The sequence below is a fragment of the Nocardia sp. NPDC050378 genome (assembly GCF_040655675.1).
GTDB classification, from domain to species: Bacteria; Actinomycetota; Actinomycetes; order Mycobacteriales; family Mycobacteriaceae; genus Nocardia; species Nocardia coubleae.
The window spans coordinates 93,060-113,710 of record NZ_JBFAKI010000011.1; the positions used below are offsets into that span (position 1 = coordinate 93,060).

The 20,651-nt window shown below is 67.0% G+C and carries 21 protein-coding genes and 1 tRNA gene; 12 read left to right on the top strand and 10 right to left on the bottom strand.

All coding sequences use genetic code 11. The annotated features are described in order from the left end of the window. The first annotated feature begins 35 nt into the window (after positions 1 to 35). The 3 genes from AB0I35_RS22985 (at position 36) to AB0I35_RS22995 (ending at position 2,540) form a co-directional block, all read left to right on the top strand. Complete coding sequence (locus AB0I35_RS22985) at positions 36 to 455, top strand: hypothetical protein (RefSeq protein ID WP_357398230.1); 420 nt, start codon at positions 36 to 38, stop codon at positions 453 to 455. 481 nt (positions 456 to 936) lie between these two features. Beyond that, positions 937 to 2,178, top strand: coding sequence for an oxygenase MpaB family protein (locus tag AB0I35_RS22990; protein WP_357398231.1), 1,242 nt, complete (start codon positions 937 to 939; stop codon positions 2,176 to 2,178). 26 nt (positions 2,179 to 2,204) lie between these two features. Next, on the top strand, positions 2,205 to 2,540 hold the full coding sequence (locus AB0I35_RS22995) for a hypothetical protein (protein WP_357398232.1): 336 nt from the start codon (positions 2,205 to 2,207) through the stop codon (positions 2,538 to 2,540). A gap of 136 nt (positions 2,541 to 2,676) precedes the next feature. Here the strand turns inward: AB0I35_RS22995 and AB0I35_RS23000 are convergent, their stop codons facing one another. Genes AB0I35_RS23000 through AB0I35_RS23015 form a run of 4 tightly spaced genes read right to left on the bottom strand, consistent with a single transcriptional unit; the run spans position 2,677 to position 5,567 of the window. Next, positions 2,677 to 3,303 carry an MBL fold metallo-hydrolase gene (locus AB0I35_RS23000; protein WP_357398233.1) on the bottom strand — a complete coding sequence of 209 codons (627 nt, stop codon included), beginning with the start codon at positions 3,301 to 3,303 and terminating at the stop codon, positions 2,677 to 2,679. Then, a complete protein-coding gene (locus AB0I35_RS23005) occupies positions 3,300 to 4,385 on the bottom strand; it encodes an S-(hydroxymethyl)mycothiol dehydrogenase (RefSeq protein WP_357398234.1) in 1,086 nt (361 codons plus the stop codon). The genes AB0I35_RS23000 and AB0I35_RS23005 overlap by 4 nt, the downstream gene beginning before the upstream one ends. A 36-nt stretch (positions 4,386 to 4,421) precedes the next feature. Further along, complete coding sequence (locus tag AB0I35_RS23010; protein WP_357398236.1) at positions 4,422 to 4,661, bottom strand: three-helix bundle dimerization domain-containing protein; 240 nt, start codon at positions 4,659 to 4,661, stop codon at positions 4,422 to 4,424. Between the two features lie 36 nt (positions 4,662 to 4,697). Continuing rightward, positions 4,698 to 5,567, bottom strand: coding sequence for a hypothetical protein (locus AB0I35_RS23015; RefSeq protein ID WP_357398237.1), 870 nt, complete (start codon positions 5,565 to 5,567; stop codon positions 4,698 to 4,700). Positions 5,568 to 5,933: 366 nt separating this feature from the next. Here AB0I35_RS23015 and AB0I35_RS23020 point away from each other — a divergent pair, with 366 nt between their 5' ends. Next, positions 5,934 to 6,110 carry a hypothetical protein gene (locus AB0I35_RS23020; protein ID WP_357398239.1) on the top strand — a complete coding sequence of 59 codons (177 nt, stop codon included), beginning with the start codon at positions 5,934 to 5,936 and terminating at the stop codon, positions 6,108 to 6,110. 9 nt (positions 6,111 to 6,119) lie between these two features. Here the strand turns inward: AB0I35_RS23020 and AB0I35_RS23025 are convergent, their stop codons facing one another. Next, positions 6,120 to 6,764 (bottom strand): TetR/AcrR family transcriptional regulator, encoded by a 645-nt coding sequence (locus tag AB0I35_RS23025; protein ID WP_357398240.1) that lies wholly within the window; start codon positions 6,762 to 6,764, stop codon positions 6,120 to 6,122. Positions 6,765 to 6,910: 146 nt separating this feature from the next. On the opposite strand from AB0I35_RS23025, the gene AB0I35_RS23030 reads away from it, so the two are divergent. After that, positions 6,911 to 8,944 (top strand): CocE/NonD family hydrolase, encoded by a 2,034-nt coding sequence (locus AB0I35_RS23030; protein WP_357398242.1) that lies wholly within the window; start codon positions 6,911 to 6,913, stop codon positions 8,942 to 8,944. On the opposite strand, the gene AB0I35_RS23035 is transcribed toward AB0I35_RS23030, so the two are convergent. The 4 genes from AB0I35_RS23035 to AB0I35_RS23050 are packed head-to-tail and all read right to left on the bottom strand — an operon-like array spanning position 8,945 to position 11,660. Beyond that, positions 8,945 to 9,562 carry a UdgX family uracil-DNA binding protein gene (locus tag AB0I35_RS23035; protein ID WP_357398243.1) on the bottom strand — a complete coding sequence of 206 codons (618 nt, stop codon included), beginning with the start codon at positions 9,560 to 9,562 and terminating at the stop codon, positions 8,945 to 8,947. Continuing rightward, positions 9,559 to 10,338 carry a DUF72 domain-containing protein gene (locus AB0I35_RS23040; RefSeq protein WP_357398244.1) on the bottom strand — a complete coding sequence of 260 codons (780 nt, stop codon included), beginning with the start codon at positions 10,336 to 10,338 and terminating at the stop codon, positions 9,559 to 9,561. Before AB0I35_RS23040 ends, AB0I35_RS23035 begins: the two co-directional genes overlap by 4 nt. A 7-nt stretch (positions 10,339 to 10,345) precedes the next feature. After that, the gene (locus AB0I35_RS23045) at positions 10,346 to 11,305 is read right to left on the bottom strand and encodes a TIGR03557 family F420-dependent LLM class oxidoreductase (RefSeq protein WP_357398245.1); all 960 of its coding nucleotides are present in this window, start codon (positions 11,303 to 11,305) and stop codon (positions 10,346 to 10,348) included. Between the two features lie 16 nt (positions 11,306 to 11,321). Beyond that, positions 11,322 to 11,660: a plasmid stabilization protein gene (locus AB0I35_RS23050; protein ID WP_357398247.1), complete on the bottom strand. Its 339-nt coding sequence runs from the start codon at positions 11,658 to 11,660 to the stop codon at positions 11,322 to 11,324. 479 nt (positions 11,661 to 12,139) lie between these two features. Here AB0I35_RS23050 and AB0I35_RS23055 point away from each other — a divergent pair, with 479 nt between their 5' ends. Genes AB0I35_RS23055 through AB0I35_RS23065 form a run of 3 tightly spaced genes read left to right on the top strand, consistent with a single transcriptional unit; the run spans position 12,140 to position 15,938 of the window. Further along, on the top strand, positions 12,140 to 13,039 hold the full coding sequence (locus AB0I35_RS23055; protein ID WP_357398248.1) for a metal-dependent hydrolase: 900 nt from the start codon (positions 12,140 to 12,142) through the stop codon (positions 13,037 to 13,039). Next, on the top strand, positions 13,036 to 14,130 hold the full coding sequence (locus tag AB0I35_RS23060; protein WP_357398249.1) for a PDR/VanB family oxidoreductase: 1,095 nt from the start codon (positions 13,036 to 13,038) through the stop codon (positions 14,128 to 14,130). The genes AB0I35_RS23055 and AB0I35_RS23060 overlap by 4 nt, the downstream gene beginning before the upstream one ends. A 41-nt stretch (positions 14,131 to 14,171) precedes the next feature. After that, positions 14,172 to 15,938 (top strand): SDR family oxidoreductase, encoded by a 1,767-nt coding sequence (locus tag AB0I35_RS23065; protein WP_357398250.1) that lies wholly within the window; start codon positions 14,172 to 14,174, stop codon positions 15,936 to 15,938. Between the two features lie 3 nt (positions 15,939 to 15,941). Here AB0I35_RS23065 and AB0I35_RS23070 read toward each other — a convergent pair whose 3' ends face one another. Next, a complete protein-coding gene (locus AB0I35_RS23070) occupies positions 15,942 to 16,448 on the bottom strand; it encodes a hypothetical protein (protein WP_357398251.1) in 507 nt (168 codons plus the stop codon). Positions 16,449 to 17,047: 599 nt separating this feature from the next. Between AB0I35_RS23070 and AB0I35_RS23075 the strand changes: the two genes are divergently transcribed. The 4 genes from AB0I35_RS23075 (at position 17,048) to AB0I35_RS23090 (ending at position 20,635) form a co-directional block, all read left to right on the top strand. After that, positions 17,048 to 18,052 (top strand): zinc-binding dehydrogenase, encoded by a 1,005-nt coding sequence (locus tag AB0I35_RS23075; protein ID WP_357398252.1) that lies wholly within the window; start codon positions 17,048 to 17,050, stop codon positions 18,050 to 18,052. Positions 18,053 to 18,331: 279 nt separating this feature from the next. Beyond that, positions 18,332 to 18,405, top strand: a tRNA-Ile gene (locus AB0I35_RS23080). A gap of 147 nt (positions 18,406 to 18,552) precedes the next feature. Further along, positions 18,553 to 18,741, top strand: a complete 189-nt coding sequence (locus AB0I35_RS23085) for a hypothetical protein (RefSeq protein WP_357398253.1) — start codon at positions 18,553 to 18,555, stop codon at positions 18,739 to 18,741. A 592-nt stretch (positions 18,742 to 19,333) separates the two neighbouring features. Continuing rightward, positions 19,334 to 20,635, top strand: a complete 1,302-nt coding sequence (locus tag AB0I35_RS23090) for a hypothetical protein (RefSeq protein WP_357398254.1) — start codon at positions 19,334 to 19,336, stop codon at positions 20,633 to 20,635. Positions 20,636 to 20,651: the final 16 nt, after the last annotated feature.

The window sequence follows — 20,651 nt, forward strand, 5'->3', positions numbered from 1 at the left end:
CGATGCTCGACCGCGCCCACTGCGAGGAGCACACCATGACCGCCACCGATCGCGCTGTTTCCGTCAAAGACCCCGGCTACCAGGCTTTCTGGGCGCTGCGGCTCGGATTCGGGGTGCTGCCCATCCTTTTCGGCCTCGACAAGTTCATCACCTTGCTCACCGCCGACTGGACCCGCTACCTCGCCGACTCGTTCGACACCCTCGCCCCCGGTGATGCGAACACCGCCATGCAGATCGTCGGCGTGGTCGAGATCGTCGCGGGCATCGCGGTCCTGCTGCTGCCCCGGCTCGGTGCCCCGCTCGTCGCGGTCTGGCTGGGCGCGATCATCGTCGACCTGCTGATGGTTGGCGGCTACGGCGACATCGCCCTGCGCGACTTCGGCCTCATGGCGGCTGCGCTGGTCCTCACCCGACTGGCCTGGGCCTACCCGAACGGTCTGCCCGTCCGATCCTGAACCGCCGCGACCTGGGGTGAAATTCCATGCCGCACAGTCCATTGTCTTCATCGGCTCGGTACTCGGCATGGAGGCCGTCCGGCAGGAACCTCGTAACACCCCGATTCCGCACGCCACCGCCTCTCGGTCCGTGTCCGTCCGATCGGCTCCGCAGCCGAGAATGCCGTATGTGACTGACTGTTTCTGTCGATGGTGAGGGTCATCGGCCTTGCGTTCAGCGACCGACTGCGCTGCGCAAGGCCGTCGTAGCGCACGACTACAGTGTCGATAATCTGGCTGGAACAGGTTTCATTCGGAGAAGTTACGGCCAAACAGCCCGCTGAGGCCAGGGATCGGGCGCTACGGACTGTCATCGGCAAAACACCTGTATAGCTTCCCTCGTCGCTGTTAAGTTAATACTCATTCCGCGCGTGATCGGGCTACCTGAATCGGTCGTTCCCTGCGGTCGCGGTGTGCTTCGTACTCGACGAGGAGTGACGCAATGGATGGACTCAACAGGCGCGATGCGCTGAAAGCTGGTGGCGTCCTCGGGGCCCTCGGGGCGTTGGGGTTGGCGACGACGGCGCGGGCGGAGCCGTGGACCTGGTCGCCGGAGGAATCGGTCGCCGGGTCGGGGTCGGGGGTCGACCCGTTGACGGTGTGGGATCCCGAGGCCGACCCGGTGGTGGCGCGGTTGATCGAGAGCGGGCAGGTGCCGCGGGTCAACGAACTACTGCGCACCTGGACCCGCAACGGTCAGCCGCTGCCCGACGGATTGCCCTCGGAACTCCGGGATTTCATGGAGTACGCGCGGCGGATGCCGCAGTGGACGGACTACGGGAAACTGAACACCGCGATCGAGTTCAACAAGAAGCGCGGGCTGTATCTCGGTGTGCTGTACGGGTTCGCGAGCGGGATGATGAGCACCGTCATCCCGAAGGAGGCGCGGTCGGTCTATTACTCCAAGGGCGGACACGATCTCGAGGACCGCATCTCCAAGACCGCCAAACTGGGCTACGACATCGGCAGCAACAACGCCTACGCGCCTGACGGCGAAATGATCATCACCTGCGTGAAGACCCGATTGGTCCACGCGGCGGTGCGCCACCTGCTGCCGCAGTCACCGCACTGGGTGCAGTCGGCCGAAGAGGACATACCGATCAGCCAGAACGACATCATGGTCACCTGGCACAGCCTGCCGACCACGGTCATGAAGCACCTGACCAACTGGGGGGTGCCCATCCCACAGCACGAGTCGGAGGCGTTCCTGCATTCCTGGCAGGTCGCCGCGCACATGCTCGGCGTGCGCCACGAGTACATTCCGAAATCCTGGCCGGCCGCCAATTCTCAAGCCGCACAGATCCTCGACCCGATCCTCGCCCCCACGCCGGAGGGCGCCAAACTGGCCGACCGCCTGCTGAGCCTCGGTGCGAATATCGACCTGGCCCTGCTCAGCAAGCCGGTGCTCGGCTCGTTCACCCGGTTCCTGCTCGGCGACAAGTTCGCCGACGGCCTCGGTATCCCGCGCGAACCGGTCTGGGATCCGTTGCTGCGCTTCAGTTGGGGCCCTTTCATCGCCGTGCGCGAGGGCGTGCTCGGTGTGGTTCCACCGGTGGCCGACGCCTACTGGCTGCTCGACGAATTCCTGCGCAAAGCGGCCTTGACCTACCTGGCCGAATTGCGCATGCCGATCAGCATCGAGATCCCGACGATGAACCGCGACATGAGCGTTCTCCCGCGCTGACTCACCCGAACTTTCCGAGGAGCATTATGCGTACCACCCTTCGCCTCACCGCCGCCGCGATCGTCGCGACCGGCCTACTCACCGCAACGGCGACCGCCGCCGCCCAACCGGCACCGATCGCCACCGATTCGGGAACCGGCTCGTCCGCGGCCGACGCCGGCTCGGCAGCCGCTCAGTCGGCGGTCTATCTGGCACAGAACGGCGACCTGATCGGTCTCATCGTCCTGCTCGGCATCACGCCTTTCCAGATGCTGACCAGCGGAATCTGCGATCTGGCCACCATGTCCTCGCTCTACAGCCCCTGCTCACCCGGTCGCGCCCACTACACCGTGGCGGACGTGGCGCCCCTGCCACACAGCTGATTCGGCCCGCCGCCGGAGCGACTCACCTCGCCGGACCGGCGGCGGTCGCGGCGAGGCCCGAGACTCGACCGCCGCGATGGCCTCGGCGGCAGGCGGTCGGTGGTCCCCGGGATCACCCGGGGACCACCGGCCCGAGTCAGTGTCCGCGGGCGATCCAGTCCGCCAGGGCGGGCTTCTCCGCTCCGATGGTGGTCGTGTCGCCGTGGCCGGTGTGGACCGTGGTCTCCTCGGGGAGGGTGAGCAACCGGTCGCGGATCGAATCGATGATGGTGTCGAAATCGGAGAACGAGCGGCCGGTGGCGCCGGGTCCGCCGGCGAACAGCGTGTCGCCGGTGAAGAGCGCGGCCAGGTCGGGGGCGTGCAGGGACACCGAGCCGGGGGAGTGGCCGGGCGTGTGCAGCAGGTCGATGTCGGTGCCGGCCACGGTGATTCGGTCCACGCCGGCCAGGGAGCGGTACTCCGTCTCGGGGTGGGTCATCCGCCACAGCGGATCGTCGCCGGGGTGCAGCAGGATCGGCGCGTCGAGACGGGCCGACAGATCGGGCGCGACGGTGACGTGGTCGTTGTGGCCGTGCGTGCACAGGATCGCGGTGACGTGCCGATTGCCGACCGCGGCGGCGATGGCGTCGGCATCATGGGCGGCGTCGACCACGACGACCTCGCTGTCGTCGCCGATCAGCCACACGTTGTTGTCGACGTCCCAGGTGCCGCCGTCGAGGCTGAAAGTGCCGGAGGTGACGACCTTTTCGATGCGCGCGCTCACCACACCACCACCGAACGCAGGACCCGGCCCTCGCCCATGGCGGCGAAGGACGCCTCGACGTCGTCGAGGCCGACGCGTTCGGTGACGAACCGGTCCAGCGGCAACCGGCCCTGCCGGTACAGGTCGATGAGCATGGGGAAGTCGCGTTCGGGCAGGCAGTCGCCGTACCACGACGACTTCAGCGACCCGCCGTGCGAGAACAGGTCGATCAGTGGCATCTCGAGGCTCATGTCCGGGGTCGGGACGCCGACGAGCACTACGGTGCCCGCGAGGTCGCGGCCGTAGAACGCCTGCTTCCAGGTCTCCGGCCGGCCGACCGCGTCGATCACCACGTCGGCACCGAAACCATCGGTCAGATCTTTGATCTGCTCTACTACGTCGCCGCTGGTGGCATCGATGGTGTGGGTGGCGCCGAACTCCTTGGCCCACTCCAGTTTCCGCGCATCACGGTCGATCGCGATGATGGTGCCCGCACCCGCCAGGTACGCACCGGCGATCGCGGCGTCACCCACACCGCCGCACCCGATCACGGCGACGCTGTCGCCGCGCGAGACCGAACCGGTGTTCATGGCGGCGCCGATACCGGCCATCACGCCGCAGCCGAGCAGGCCCGCGACGGCCGGATCGGTGCCGGGATCGACTCGCGTGCACTGTTTTTCATGCACCAGCGTCTTGTCGGCGAAGGCGCCGATACCCAGCGCCGGGGTGAGCGGGGTGCCGTCGGCGAGCGTCATCGGGACGCTCGCGTTGTGCGTGTCGAAGCAGTACCAGGGGCGGCCACGCCGACACGCTCGGCACTCGCCACAGACCGCGCGCCAGTTCAGAACAACGAAATCGCCCTCGGCCACGTGCGTTACCGCTTCGCCGACCGATTCCACGACGCCTGCCGCCTCGTGCCCGAGCAGGAAGGGGAACTCGTCGTTGATCCCGCCCTCGCGGTAGTGCAGATCGGTGTGGCACACCCCGCACGCCTGCACCCGGACCACCACATCGTGCGGTCCCGGGTCGGGAATCACGATGTCGACGGTTTCCACGGGCGCGTTCTTCGTGAGAGCGACGACACCGCGCACAGTTGCAGGCATGCGGACCTCCTAATAGTTTGCGTGGTGGCCTCCACGCTAGCCGGGCCCGCGCCCGATTCGATCCGGGATCGGCGGAATGTCCCCGGTGGGGGTGCCGAGCTCGTCCTTCACCTGGTGCTCGACGAGCAGGGGAACGAAGTCGCGCACCTGTGCCGATCCGAAATGCTGATACGTCTCGCGGACGATGTCGGTGATCTCTTCGGGGGGAATGTTCGGGTACCGGATGGTCAACCGTTCGATGACCTCGTCGAGTTGCTGCTGCTCGTGAGTAGTCATATCCGTGGGATACCCGATGCGAGCGCCGGGCAACAGCTACTTCTCGTCGAAAACCAGATCGGTCGGCGGGTGGGTGAGACGAACCGTCGAACCGTCGATCACGGTGATCGCGTCCAGGCCGGTGGTGGAGTGGCCGGTGGAGATGATGAAGAAGCGGTCGGCAGCCTGGGCGAGGAAGGCGGGGAAGCCGTCGAGGGAGAGGTCGCCGTCGCCGAGCTCGAGGTAGTCGGCGAGGCGGCGGAACAGCTTCGGCAGCACGACCACGTCGTCGGACAGGGAACTCGGCGAGGTGATGGCCGCCCCGGTCGTGGTGGCGTCGGCGGCCCAGACACCGAGCGAGCCGGCCGCCGCGGCCTCCGATACCGCGGTGAACTCCGCGCGCAGGGCGGGGAACAGGCTGCGATAGAACGTGGGATAGGCCAGGCCGGTCGCCAACTGGTGGTGGTTGACGGTGAGCCGGAGCAGGGCCACGTCGACGAACATCTCGGCACCGGAGCTGTCCGGTGCCGACCCCCGACCGGCGAACGCCACGCACCGGCCGTGCAGATCGGCGCCGCGGGTGAGGATGAAACCGGGCACCTCGACCTGGTCGGTGCTGGTCACGGTCTCGCTGTCGTTGCGGACCACGCCGGTGAAGCCGAGCCATGCCAGCAACTCGTCGGCCGCGGCGCGTGCCAGCGGCAACGGCTGATGCGTACGGGTGCCGTGACGGGGCGTGTAATGCGTCTCGAGGGAGTCGATGCCGTCCAGCCGCAACTGCGCGGCACCCGAGGAATTGCGTTTGACCCGGTGCGGACCGCCCACCCGGTCCCACAGGGCCGGATCGTCGGGCCGGAACCGTACCGAATCACCGTCGGGCGCAGCGCCTTTGGCAACGAAGACGCCGGAGATCAGCAGAAAGGGCATCGCGGGTCCTTCGGCTCGGCTGCTCGCCCGGATCGCACACCGAAACGGGTGCGGGCGTGCCCCAAGTCTCGGCTCGCTTTGCCGAACAAGGCAATACGGCGAAGGCGATGGTCGCACGCTGTTCATCCCCTCGCCACCGGTACCGATCTCATCCGGCTGAAAGCCACCGGTGCGACACCGAAGCGGCACCATCGCGCTCGGTCTCGACATCTGCGCCCCCGGGCGGAGGCCACCCACCGGCTTTCCGCTCGACCGATGTAGGCGGAGGCGAGCAGACTGTTGTACGGCCCGATGTGGGGAGGTCGTGCGGTTGCCCACCGCCCGGCCGGGAATGACAAGTGGAGGTGCTCGATGTCGGAGCGGGGCATGCGGAAGGCGACTGAGCCGGACCGAGTCCGGTTGCCGGACAGCGCTTTCGGGTGGCTGATCGCACGGCCTGTGGGACTACGGGCATCGCCAGACCGCACCGTCGCCCGGTCGTTCGCCGAGTTCTGCGGCCTGGTCGATATTCTCGTCGGACTCGCCGTGCTGACGGTGCCCTGAGCTGAGCCACTACGGACTCAGGCGCTCCAGCACCGCGCCGACCACCAGGCACGCGCTGTCGACCACATCGCCGATCGGCTGGCGGTAGTCCGAGAGCACCCACTGCTGGGCGATGATGACGATGGCGCCGACCAAGCCGAGCAGGACCGTGCGCACGCTCACCGCCGGGTGGGCCTCGTGGTCGACGTGTGGGGTGAGCAGGGCGAGACAAATGTCGACCAGCGCGTCGAGCACGTCGCGGTAAGCCCGGTCGACGGCGGGGCTCACGCCGAGGATCTCGAAGAAGGCGATGCGCGGCACGCGCGGGTCGTCGTGGATGAGCTGGAAGTAGGCGGCCAGCGCCACCCGGACCTGGGTCGTCACATCGGTGTCGGCCGTGCTGATGCCCGCGTGGATCGACTCGATCATCCGCGCCGCGATCTCGCGGTACACCTCGAGCAGCAAATCCTCACTGTCGCTGAATGATTCGTAGAAGTACCGCTTCCCGACCCCGGCCGCCGCGCAGATCGTGGTCACCGTGGTGTTGCGGTAGCCCTCGGTGCCGAAGGCCTCGGTGGCTGCCTCGATGAGGCGGGCGCGACGTTCCCGCTGGCGCTGCCCGGGAGCGGCGCCCCGGTACCGGCGACCGTCGGCGTCGAATCCGGGCGCAGTCACAGGGGTGATTGTGTCAGGTCGGAGTGATGACGCTGGTCGGCGGGCGGCGGAGAGCACATCGTTGCGATCGCGTGTGACACAGGCTACGTTACTTTCCGGTACGGGAACGATACGGTTCCCGATAGCGGGAGGGCTGACGTCGAGGTATGGGCAAATATCGTGGGCGACTGACGGCGCTGATGGCGTCGGTCGTCGTATTGGCAGGTGCGGTGGCCTCCGCGCCGATGGGTTCGGCCGCCCCGGCCGCCGAGGGGCTCGATGCCCAGTTCGTGGCAACCCATACCGGGCCACAGCAGTACCCCAACGTTTTCATCGAGTGGGATGTCCCCATCACGATGAGCGATGGCACGGTATTGAAAGCCAACGTCTATCACCCTGCCGGTGCCGACGGTCAGCCCATCGCCGAGCCCACGCCGACGATCGTCAACATGACGCCCTACACCAAGCTGGTGTCCAACATCGCGGACTCGGCGCTCGCGGTGCCCGGCCTGTCGGACCTGCTGATGCCGGTCCTGCAGAACCTGGACTTCTCGCCGTTCGGCTTCAGCAGCCTCAGCGACATGATGAAGGCGCTGCCCGGCGGCGCCGCGCGCACCTTCGGTGTCGACCGCAACCTGATCCGCGGTGGCTACACCCAGGTGGTCGTCGACGTGCGTGGCACCGGGTTCTCGCAGGGCACCTGGCAGGTGTTCGGTGAACGCGAGCAGCTCGACGGCGTGGAAGTGGTGGACTGGGCGGCGAAACAGCGCTGGTCCGACGGCAAGATCGGGATGAGCGGCATCTCCTATTCGGGGATCAACCAGCTGCACACCGCCCAGCGTCAGCCCGAGGCGCTGAAGGCGATCTTCCCGGTGGTGCCCGGTAGCGACCTGATCCGCGATGTCGCCGCGCCCGGTGGCGCGCTCGGTGTCGGCTTCATCCCGGCCTGGCTGCTCGCGGTCGACGGCGCCAAGTTGCTGCCCGACATGGTTTCGATCCTCGCGGGCAAGTTCGACTGGGTATGGCTGGCCGACCGGGTGCGTGACCCGTTCACCTTCTTCAATGTGCTCATCGCCGCCCTGACCACCCCGACCGTCGAGCAGATCCCGCCGGAGATGTCGGCGATCCTCGACGACGATTCGGCGCTGCGCACCGCGTGGGTCGGTCAGCCGGAGAAGGTTCAGGTGCCCGCGTTCCTCTACGGCGGCTGGCACGACATCTTCACCTACTCGACCCCGCGCATCTACAACGCGCTCGATGTGCCCGCCGAGCAGAAGAAGCTCATCATGGGCAACGTGTACCACGTGACCGTGAGCTCGGGACTCGGTCAGCCGGGTGCGCCCGCGCCGCTCGAGGCATTGCAGCGCGCGTGGTTCGACAAGTGGCTCAAGGGCATCGACAACGGCATCGACCGGTACGACCCGGTGACGCTGTGGCAGCAGGGCAGCGAGCAGTGGACCACCGACGTGGCGTTCCCGCGCCCCGGTATGGAGTACCGCCGGATGTATCTGGATGCCGCGTCGTCGGGGACCGCGCCCGGAGCCCGTCACGACGGCAGTCTGGTCACCGCTCCCGGCGGGGCGCAGCGTCTTTCGGTGGATCCGAGTTTGTCGACGATCTGTTCGCGTGATGCCGCACAGGGCACCGCCGGACTCGTTCCGCTGCCCGATGTGTGCGCCAAGGACGCCCGGATCAGCGAGGGCGCCGCGCTCACCTTCACCACCGCGCCGGTCGACAAGCCGACACGGATCTCCGGGGCGATCGCCGCGCACCTGAACACCGTGCTCGACACCACCGACGGGTACTGGACCGTCACCGTCAATGATGTGGCGCCGGACGGACGTTCGACGGTCTGGTCGCAGGGTCAGCTGATGGCGTCGCTGCGGGCGATCGACGAGGCCAAGTCCACCCGTTCGCCCAACGGCGACTACACCGACCCGTACCCCATCCTCACGCTGGACACCCGTCAGCCGACGGTGCCGGGTGAGCCGACGACTATCGAGATCGGCATCCGCGCCACCGACGGTGTGCTGTTGCCGGGGCACCGCCTGCGGGTCGACGTGTTCGCGGGCAACTTCCCCAGCGCGATCCCGCTGCGGCCGTTGCTGAACGAGAGCGGCCTGCGGACCCAGCACCTCGAGCTCGACCCGTCGCGGCCGAGCTGGATCAATGTGCCGATGGATGTCGATCCCGGCTGGTGATCAGGCCCGCTCGAACAGGTGGGTCAGGTCGTCGACGAACTCGGCGTAGGCCTGGGTGCGGTCGGTCGCCCGCAGCACCGAGGACGGGTGCACCGTCGCCCCGACCCGGAAATGTTCGAGTTCGACCGTGCGGCCACGCAATTCGGTGACCTTGGCCTTCGGGCCGAGCACCGATTGCGTGGCGATGGCGCCGAGGCAGATCACGAGTTCCGGTGCGATTAGGTCCAATTCGCGGGTGAGCCAGGGCGCGCAGGCGACGATCTCGGTGCGCCGGGGTTGCTGATGGATGCGTCGTTTGCCGCGCTGCTCGAAGCGGAAGTGCTTCACCGCGTTCGTGAGGTAGAGCGATTTCCGGTCGACGCCGATGTCGTCGAGGGCCCGATTGAGCAGTCGCCCGGCCGGTCCGACGAACGGGTGCCCGTCGAGGTCTTCCTCGTTGCCGGGTTGTTCACCGATCAGGACGGTGCTCGCGTGCGGTGCGCCCTCACCGAACACCGTCTGGGTGGCGTCGCGATAGAGGTCGCAGCCATGGCAGGCGTCGGCGGCGGCCGCGAGGGTGGCCAGGTCGTCGGTGCCCGGCACGTACTCGGCCGCGCCGGGGTACTTGGTCGTGGTCATGAGGCGGCTCGCTGGGTGGACAGGTCCGGCACGCGGGTCACCTCGGCGCCCGCACCCTCGGCCAAGTAGGCGAAGGTGACGGCGTCGCGCACGGCCGCCCCGCCGGGATCGTTGTTGAAGTAGACGTAGCAGTCGGCGGCGGCCGGGAAGGTGTCGAGCAGACGGTGCACCCAGCCGTTCAAGGCCTGCCTGCCGTAGTGCGGTGGTGGGTCGGCGCGACCGGCGTGCAGTCGGAGATACGCCCAGTCGGTGGTGCGCCACAGCGGGGTCACCGGCCGTGAATCACGATCCGCCCAGGACAGCGCGGCTCCGCGTGCACACAGGACATCGCGGATCTCGTCGGTCCACCACGACTCGTGTCTGGGTTCCACCGCCACCCGCACCGAGGATGGGAAACAGCGCAGACAGTCGTCGAGCAGGCCCGCGTCGGCGCGCAGGGTGGGTGGCAGTTGCAACAGGATCGGGCCGAGCCGGTCGCCGAGGCCCTCGGCCCGATCGAGCAGACGCTGCACCGGTTCCTCCGGCTCGCGTAATCGTTTGATGTGGGTGAGGAACCGGCTGGCCTTCACCGCGACAACGAAATCCGCGGGCGTGCGCTCGCGCCACGCGGCGAAGTTTTCCCGGCTCGGCAGCCGGTAGAAGGCGTTGTTGGATTCCACCGTCGCGAAGGCTTGCGCGAAGTGCTCGAGCCAGCTTCGCATCGGCAGCCCCTGCGGATAGAGCACACCGCGCCAATCACGGTATTGCCAGCCGGAGGTACCTATCCGCAGGGGCATCGCCGAGTCAGCCCTCCGCGCGCAACAGCGGTTGGAGTTCGCTGCTGTAGAAATCGAGGAACGCGTCGACATCCGGGCCCGCGTTCATCAGCACCACCCGGTCGAAGCCGGCGTCGGTGGCCTTGCGGACAGCCTCGACATAGCGTTTGGGGTCGTTACCGCAGACCATCGCCTCGAGCATGTCGTCTACTCGCACGGTGGTCGACGCGGCGGCGAAGTTCACCGGATTCGGCAACTCGCTCATCACTTTCCAGCCACCGGTCATCCACCGATTCGTCGACAGCGCGGCCTCGGCGGCCTTGCGCTCGTCGGGATCGAAGGCGACACCGACCTCCACGTAGCGTGGCCCCATACCGCCGGAGTCCCGATAGGTGCGCACCAGATCGGGGTCGGGTTCGGTGGCGAACAGGCCGTCGCCGAGTTCGGCGGCGATCTCGGCCGCACGTGGACCACCCGCCGCGACGGCGATCTTCGGCGGTGTGTCCGGCAGATCGAAGACCCGCGCGTCCGACAGCGACAGGTAGCGACCGTCGTAATTGCGGTAGCCGCCGCGCCACAGCAGGCGGATGATCTCGAGCGCCTCGCGCAACATCCGCTGCCGAACCAGCACCGGCGGGAATTCCTGGCCGACCACGTGCTCGTTGAGCCGCTCACCGGACCCGATCCCGAGGGTGAAGCGGCCGTCGGAGAGCAGCGCTGTGGTGGCGGCGGCCTGGGCGATGATCGCGGGGTGGTAGCGGATGATCGGGCAGGTCACGCCGGTCGCGAGCTCGAGGCGGTCGGTGCGCGCGGCGATCGCGCCGAGCACCGACCAGGCGAAGGGTGAATGGCCCTGATTGTCCAGCCACGGATGGAAGTGATCGCTGATCTCGACGAAATCGAAGCCGACGGACTCGGCCCGAACGGCCTGGCGGATCAGTTCGTTCGGGTCGAAGGCCTCGGCCGCCAATTTGAATCCGATCTGCATGGCGAACCTCTCCGGGTCAGTGGCGTCCGAGGGCGTTGGCCAGTTCCTGCTTGTTCATCTTGGAGCGGCCGTCGATATTGCGGCGGCGGGCCTCTTCGTACAGTTCGTCGCGCGTCTTGCCACTGCCCTTGGCCTGCTGGCCGCCGCGACGGGAGGTGCCACTGGACTTGCCACCGGATTTCCCGCCGGACGACGACCCACCCGACTTGGTCTCGCCGTGCTGGGCGCGGGTCTTGTTCACGGTGCGGGCGGCGATCTCCTCTGCGCGGTCCTCACTGCGACCCCGCGCACGCTCGGATTTCTTGATGTCCTTGTACTGACGTTCGCGTTTGTCGCTCCACGCTTGCTGCGGCATGAGTCTGCACCTCCTGGGTGGTGGGCGTTCTGCCTGCGACCTACCCGGTGATGGGCGAGGGAAACAAGGGGGCGCTCAACGTAACGATGGCGTCCACCGACGTGGGCGCCATCGTGATTCCACCTGTTGATCAGACGAAGAATTCGAAGATCACAGTAGCCAACCACTGAAAGAAATCGATGACCATGTTGCTCACCTCCTTCACCTGTGCACCTGGCCAGCTACCAGTCAGCAGCTGCGGGGGGCTGTGCAGCATAGCGGCTGGTAATGCGCGGAAGCCTGGCTTCTATTCGCCTATATCGAGGATACCCAGATAGCCGTTAGCAATAACTCGGCGATCGATTGCTTCGTGAATCGATACACGGATGAAGGATTTTGGTGTTACGTTGAGTACGAGATAGTTGTACGATCAGAACCACCCGCGAGCGCACCGCCGCGCTCCGGGCGCACAACGATCATGCGGTGATCGAGGAGTACCGATGAAGTTACTTCGCTGGAGTGCCACCCGACCGGACGTCGATCCGGGAGCGGTCGCGCTGCACGCGCGCAATGTCACCTTCGACTGGTCCGGCGTCCCGCTGCAGTGGATGCCCGCGGAACCCGTCGGGGGCCATCTGATCTGCGCACTCAACATGCTGCTGCCCGAGGGTGAGCGCATGTTCATCGCCACCTACCGCGAGGCGCTGGCCTACGTCGAGGACGAGAAGCTGCGCGAGGACATGCTCGGCTTCATCGGCCAGGAATCCATGCACGCGGAAACCCACGCCAAGGTGCTCGTCGACATGCTCGCCGCCAACGGCGTCGACACCGGGCCGTACGAGCGGCAGATGGAATACCTGTTCCGGGTGACGCTCGGCAAGCGCGGCGAGGGGCGCGCGGGCAAGCAGATGCTGGTGGAACGGCTGGCGTTCATCGCCTGCCTCGAGCACTTCTTCGCCTGGCTCGGAGACTGGGTGCTCAATGCCGACCTGGAGAAATTCGGCGCCGACCCCCGCATGGCCGACCTGTTCCGATGGCACGGTGCCGAGGAGGTGGAGCATCGCAATGTCGCCCATGACGTGGCCGAGTACTTCGGCGTCGGCTACCTGCGCCGCTGCGCGACGATGACGCTGGTGTTCCCCATCTTCATCGTCCTGCTCGTACGTGGCACGCGCTTCCTGGTGCACCAGGATCCAGGGCTGCCCGACTACCGCTACCCGAGGCTGATCGCCGGTGTGCTCGGCGCGATGTGGCGTGGCGCGATTCCCGGTGTGCCGTCGCTGCTGGTGAGCGCGTTGTCGACCTTCCAGCCGGGGTACAACCCGGAGAAGGTCGGCTCGACCGCGCAGGCGCTGGCCTACCTCGCCGCCTCGCCCGGCGCACGCGCGGCCGCGTCATGACCGTCCGCGACATCCCCGGCGACCTGTACGGCAAGCATCGGCACGATCCGGGGGTGCGGGTGATCGACACGATCGCGACCTTCCGGCTGCGGTGGAGCGCGCTGGTGAACCGCCGCGATCCGCGCTCGCGTGCCGACGACCACCGGCTGCCGGTGGTCGTCACCGAACGCCGGATCGAGGCGCACGACCAGGACGTGGTGAGCCTGCGCCTCGAGTCGCCCGCGGGGCGGGTGCTGCCGCGCTGGCGTCCCGGCGCTCATCTGGACCTCGAACTGCCCTCGGGCCGGTTGCGTCAGTACTCGCTGTGCGGTGATCCCGCCGACGCGCACGCCTACCGGATCGCGGTGCGCCGGATTCCCGACGGCGGAGGCGGCTCGGTGGAGGTGCACGACGAACTGCCGGTGGGCAGCACGCTGATGGTGCGTGGACCACGCAACGCGTTCCCGTTCGTGGTGCCAGGGCACGGTTCGCCCGCACAGCGTCTGCATTTCGTCGCCGGTGGCATCGGCATCACCCCGATCCTGCCGATGGCCCGGCTCGCGCACCGTCTCGGTGTGGACTGGTCGCTGGTCTACAGCGGGCGCAGCCGGGCGACGATCCCGTTCCTCGACGAGCTCGAGGCCTTCGGCCCGCACGTGATCGTGCGCACCGACGACGAACACGGCCTGCCCAGCGCGACCGATCTGCTGCCGGGTGTCGGACCAGGCACTGCGATCTACGCGTGCGGTCCCACCCCGATGACCTCGGCCGTCGTCGGTGCGGTGCGCGAGATGCCGCAGGTGGAACTGCACTACGAACGGTTCTCTCCGCCGCCGATCGTCGACGGAGAACCGTTCGAGATCGAACTGGCCTCCACCGGCGAAGTCCTCACCGTCCCCGCCGATCGAACGGTGCTCGACACCATCCTGACCGTCCGCCCCGACCAGCCGTACTCGTGCAGGCAGGGCTTCTGTCGCACCTGCGTGGTCCGCGTGCGCGGCGGCGAACCCGACCACCGTGAGAGCGTGCTCTCCGAGACCGACCACGCCGCAGGCGACATGCTCGCCTGCGTATCCCGTTCCCGCGGTGAGCGTTTGGTGCTCGACCTGTGAGCCCGGTTGCGCGACCTACCCCACACGAGGAGTCCGAAAGTATGACCATCGACCCGGCCAACGAGCGCGTCGTGCGCAATGGCGCCTTCGACATCGCGGTGTTCGAATACGGTGACCCCGCCGCCGAGACCCTGGTGCTGGTGCACGGCTGGCCCGACACCCATCACCTGTGGGACAAGGTGATTCCCCTGCTCGCCGACCGCTTCCACGTGGTGGCCTACGACACGAGAGGCCACGGCGCCTCCACGCGAACCCAGCGCACCGCCGACTTCCGGCTCGACGAGCTCGCCCGCGACTTCTACGCCGTGATCGACGCGGTGAGCCCCGACCGTCCCGTGCACGTACTCGCCCACGACTGGGGTTCGGTGCAGGTCTGGGAGGCGGTGTGCGAACCGCGGGCCGCCGAGCGGGTCGCCTCGTTCACCTCCGTGTCGGGCCCCAATCTCGACCACCTGGCCGCCTGGGTGCGTGATCGGCTCTCGCGCCCCACCCCGCGCAATGTGTGGCAGCCGCTGACCCAGCTGGCGTCCTCGGCGTACACGTTCTTCTTCATGACTCCGGGCCTCCCGCGCGTGACGTTCAACGCGATAGGCACCGAAAAGCTGTGGCAGCGTGTGGTTTCCATCATGAACGACACGCCTGCCGCGAACGTGAAGCTCGGCCCGACCTTCCGTCGCGACATGGTCGACGGGCTGCTCATCTACCGCGCCAACATCGTGCAGCGCATGCTCGAACCGCGCGAGCGCCGCACCCGGGTTCCGGTGCAGCTCATCGTCGCGGGCCGCGATGTCGCGGTGCGCCCGGCCGGCTACGACGACGCACGCAAGTGGACCGACCGGCTGTGGCGGCGCGATGTGCCCGCCGGGCACTGGATGCCGTTCTCCCATCCCGAACTGCTGGCCACCGCGACCACCGAACTGATCGACGCGCTCGGCGGGGCCGGTGTCTCGCGCGGGCTGGCGCGGGCCGAAGTGGGCCGTACCCGGCGGGAATTCGACGATCACCTCGTAGTCGTCACCGGTGCGGGCAGTGGCATCGGCCGCGAGACCGCGCTCGCTTTCGCCCGCCTCGGCGCCGAGGTGGTGCTGTCCGACATCGACGAGCTCGCGGCCAAACGCACCGCCGAACTGGTCGCCGCCGAAGGTGGTGTCGCGCATGCCTATCCGCTGGACGTTTCCGATGCGGAGGCGGTGCGGGCACATGCCGACACGGTGATCGCGGCGCACGGTGTGCCCGACGTCCTGGTCAACAACGCCGGTGTCGGACAGGCGGGCGGATTCCTCGCCACCCCCGCCGAGGAGTTCGACCGGGTGCTGCGGATCAATCTCGGCGGCGTGGTGAACGGCTGCCGCGCCTTCGGATCGGCCATGGCCGAACGCGGACTCGGCGGGCACATCGTGAACCTGTCGAGCATGGCCGCCTACAGCCCGCAACGCGATATGAGTGCGTACGCGACGAGTAAGTCGGCGGTGTTCATGTTCTCCGACTGCCTGCGTGCGGAACTGGCCGATCGCGGAATCTCCGTGTCCACCGTCTGCCCCGGCATCGTGCACACCAATATCGTTGCCACCACCCGTATCTCGGGTGTCTCGGCCGACGTGGAAGCCGCTACCCAGCGCAAGTTCGACAAGCTCTACGAACGGCGCGGCTACACCCCGGACAAGGTGGCCGACCAGATCGTGCGTGCCGTGCGCGAGCGCCGTGACATCGTGCCGGTGACCCCGGAATCGTGGCTGCAGTACCGGGTGAACCGGATCGCACCCGGCGCGGTGCGTTTCGCGGCGCGCCGGATGAAACTGGTCGAGTAGGACTCACGCCCGGTGCAGTTGCCGCTCCACGGCGGCGACGTGCCGGGCGTCCACACCCCACGGGTTCTCCACACCGACCCGCCGGTCGAGATCCCACAGCACGCACGGCTCGCCCGGTGCCGCGACCATCGACCACGCGACCACCGTTCGCCCGAGCTGTTCGAGCATCGGGCCGGCGTCGGTCGGTGTGTCCGCGGCGACGCCGTCGGGGAAGTGGTGCAGGAACCGGCCGTAGGCCCGATCGCAGAACCGGGCGTAGAGCTGGGTGCACAGGATGAAACCGTGCCAGGCCTCGTCGACCGCGTGCGAGGGCATACCGATCACCTGATCATCGCGCAGCGCGGCACCGCAACACCGCAACCATTGGCGCAGACCGGTTTCCACCAGATCGCGCGGCTGCCAGGGGCAGGTCTTGAAGATCGCGTCGGGGAAATCGAGGTCGGCGACGGTCCGATCGACCGTCGCCAGATCGACCGGTCGCCGACGAAGTCCGGGGATCGTGATGGCCATGCTTCACTGTAAGGCCCCTGGGCGTAGGGCTGCCGGGAACATTCCGGCGGGTTAGCCTGCACATATGACCGTCCTGATCGTCCTGTTCTTCCTCGCCGCCGGCATCGGGCTGGTGGTGACGACGGTGGTCGTGCTCGTGCGGAAGCTGAGCCCGCCCCCGATCAACCCCCACGACCCGCGCTGGGTCGCCGGGGCGGCCGGTGCGACGGGGTTCTTCGATGGGACGCCTGGTCAGACGTGGACGAACAGTGGGTCGGGGTGTTCGGCCGGCTGGCCTGGGGATGTGGGTTCCGGGGGTAGCGGCTGCGGCGGTGGCAGCAGCAGCGGATGCAGTGGGGGAAGCAGCAGTGGCTGCGGTGGCGGAAGCAGTAGCAGCTGCGGTGGCGGTAGTAGCAGCAGTTGTGGCGGTGGAAGCAGCAGTAGTTGTGGCGGCGGAAGTTAGCGGCGGGCGGTGCGCAGGCCGCCGCGGGGTCGAGCGCCGGCTGTCGTCCGGTGCGGGTCGACAGTGCGATATGTGACAGCGGTCTCAGCACCTTGACCTGAACTTTGCTTCAGGTTCGAAGCTTGTGGTGTCCCGGTGAACACCACAAGGAGTCGCGATGCGTGCAGTGCAGGTCAAGGAATTCGGCGGAGTCGATGTGCTCGAGGTGCGCGAATTGTCCGCGCCGCGGCCCGGTCCGGGTGAGGTGCTCATCGATGTCGACGTGGCCGACGTGATGTTCCTCGATACCCGGCTGCGGGCGGGCTGGGGACAGGACTTCTTCCCGTTGAGCCTGCCGTACATTCCCGGCGGCGCGATCGGCGGTGTGGTGCGTGCGGTCGGCGCGGAGGTCGACCCCGCGTGGGTCGGCAAGCGCGTCGTCACTCAGACGGCGGCCAGCGGCATCGGTGGCGGCCTGCCCATCGGCGGGTACGCCGAGCAGGCGCTCGCACGGGCGGCCACGCTGGTTGAGATCGTCGACGGGCTCAGCACCGTGCAGGCGGTCGCGCTGGCCCACGACGGCCGCACCTCGCTGGCGGTCTTCGAACATGCCGGGGTGCAACCGGATTCGTGGGTTCTCATCACCGCGGCGGCCGGTGGCCTCGGCACACTGCTCACCCAGTTGTCCGCGGCGGCCGGTGCGAAAGTCGTCGCGGCCGCCCGTGGAACCGAAAAGCTGGCTCTCGCACAGCGACTGGGTGCGACCGCTGTTGTCGACTATTCCTCCGGCGGCTGGGCGGAGCGGGTTCGCGAGATCACCGGCGGGGGAGCGGCGGTGGTCTTCGACGGTGCGGGCGGTGACATCGGTGGTCGCGCGCTGACCGCCACCGCCGACGGCGGCTTGTTCCTCGGATACGGCTCGGCCGCAGGCGAGTTCGCCAACGGCGATACCGAGGCGGCGAGTGTGCGTCACGTCACGATCCGCGGCCTGTTCGACATCGTCGGCGGCGAAATCGACTGGCAGTCCATCGCCCGCCGCGCGCAGTCGGCAGTGGCCGCCGGTGAGCTGGAAGTGGTGGTTGGCCAGGCATTTCCGCTCGAGGAGGTGCGCCGGGCGCATGCCGTCATCGAGGACCGTTCCGCCCTCGGACGTACCGTATTGACGATCGGCGCGACAGTGTAACTTACCCTGCGGCGCAACGGAATACACGTTAAGTTCAATATGTGCAGGGAATAATTGTCGCCGGGGTGACAGTCGCGGTCTTGTTGTTGGTGATCGGAGTCATCAAACTCGCCAGCAGCCCAGGGGGAAGTGTCAAGCAACGCGACCGTCTGGATCGCGCACGCACCGAACGGGAGAAGGCGGACCGGTCCTGACCGGACCGGTCCGCCATCCCCGCACGAGTGGTCAATCTCGCAACCCACCGGGTACCATGCGACTCGCCCGCGGAGACCGCGGTCAGGGGCGGTAGCTCAGTCGGTTAGAGCCGCGGACTCATAATCCGCTGGTCGTGGGTTCGAGCCCCACCCGCCCCACTTTACCTCTCTGACCTGCGAATCTCTGCTTCGCATCAGACGTTTTGATCCAGCACAGTGCATGTGAACCATCGCGTCCGGTCGGATGCACGGTCTGGATGACCTGGGCTTGGCCCCCCGCCCGGTCGCAGCGAGTACACGCTGGCGGTGTATCGGCCCGCCGAGCGCGACCAGTTCAAAGCCCAGCGCGATCAGGCCGTGGCCAAGTTGGCACAGCAGACACCGAAGCGCGAACGGTTCGGCAGCCCCGAGCGGGTCGCCGCCGAGGCCAACCCGACCCAGTCCATGCCCAACCCGATCACCGACGGCCACAACGGAATCGAAAGGAGCCGCTGACATGCAGCGCGAACACGAAGAGGCAATGCGTGCGGACCTACCGAGTCCCGGACAAGTCCCGGACGACCTTGCCCGATACCCCAGCTGAGCTGGGGTGTTTTGCGCTGCCTTCCTCCCTCCCCTGGGTATCACTCTCTCGCTTTGCTGAGAGAGTGATACCCAGGGAGGGAGGAAAACAACACAAAACAAAGAAAGAAGAGAAAGAAAAAGAAGAAGTGAGAGTGGGAAGAGAAGAGAGGAAGAGAAGACCACAACAGAGGGGGACGGCTTGGGGCCGTGGCTGGGTGGGGGAGCGCCCGTTGCATCTCGACGTAGTCGGGCGGGCAATTGCGTCAGGGCGAGCGGCTGCGGATCAGGACGCGTAGCTGCGCCAGGTCGTTCGGGTGCGGCGGTGCGGTTGCTGACGCGGCCGCGCGCACGAGGTGAACTAGCGCAGCGCGCCGCCGACAGCGACGTGGCAGTGAGGACCACAAGGAAGTGGTTGGGCTCAGCCGGTAGAGTCCGTGCCGTCTGACGCTACGCGGGGACCGCGATGGGCCACCGGATCGGCCGGCGACCGCAGGCTGGCGTCGGTGTGGAGTAAATTTCGTGAGTGGTCATTTTTGCGGAGAGCGAGCGCCCGCGTGTCCTGGTGTGCGGGTTCGACCGCTCGCACCCATACGCAGAGGGTATCGAGAAAATGTCTGGGCGCGTCGGCTACTTCGCAGAGATGCCTACCGTTCGTGTGAAGAGCTGGGACGTGATTGTATCGCTCGACGACCCACCAGATTTCGACCTTCGGTCGCTGTCGGGAATCCGGCATATCCAGATCGGCGGAACGCCTATCGGGGAATGGCAGAGGACGCGGGAAACGTCTAAGGGTAAGGCTGTGTCTACAGCACGCTTCTACGAGGCTCTCAGCCTCGGTGAGGAGCTGGAGATCCCGGATAGTGTTGCTGCGTCATGGAGGGAACTTGTTCGTACGGCACTTGTTCCGGGCATCCAGGCCCTCCCACTTCCGCGCTCAGCGTTTACTGTGAACTCGGCATTCGAAGAAACGAATAACATTTCAGACGAGGTAGTCCCGCTAGTTCGAGACTTGGATGGTGGGATCATCGCAATGCGGTACTTTCCCGGGGAGGGGCCTTCTGAGTGCCTGTACCTGCCGGACAATGCAATCGACGCCTTCACACCGTGGCTGCGTGCAGCGTACGTGGAGTGGTCGAAGGCTGAGCCCGACATTTTTCCGGCCGAGCCCGATTGGACTTCGGATCCAACCTGGATGACCTTCGGAGAGTTGGAAGTCTGTGCGGCACTCGAAGACGCCCGCGCTGAGGAGTGTCGCGTCGCAGATGAGATGGCGCAGAAAGTTCGCGCGAAGGAGGAGCAGGTCGTGTTGGCGCGTGAGGCGGCAGATACGAGGGAGCGCATGCTGCTCACCGGAACAGATGACGCTCTCGTTGATCGACTGGCGGATCTGCTCACGCAGTGGGGATTCTCGGTGCGCAACATGGATCAAGAAGACGGGCGGCGCGAGAAGCTCGAGGACCTTCGAGTGTCGTGGGGCGATGGCCTTACCGCGATTGTTGAAGTGAAAGGCTACTCAAGCGGCGGTAAGCCCAGCGATCTTCAGAAGATTGAACGGTTCGCCGCCAGGTATGCGCTGAGCGAAGGGCGGATGCCTGCGGCAAAGTGGTATGTGGTCAATCAGTTTAGATATCGCAACCCGAGCGAGCGGCGTCCGCTTATGCGTAACCACAGTAAGGATGTTCAGATCTTCGCTGAGGAGGGTGGGCTCGTAATCGATACTCGTGACCTGTTCACGATGGCGAAACGAGTCGATGCTGGTGAACTTTCTGCCGAGCAAGCAAGGGGTGCCCTTACGTCCTCGCGCGGATTCTTTAACACGCCCTGATAGCCATTTAACCTAG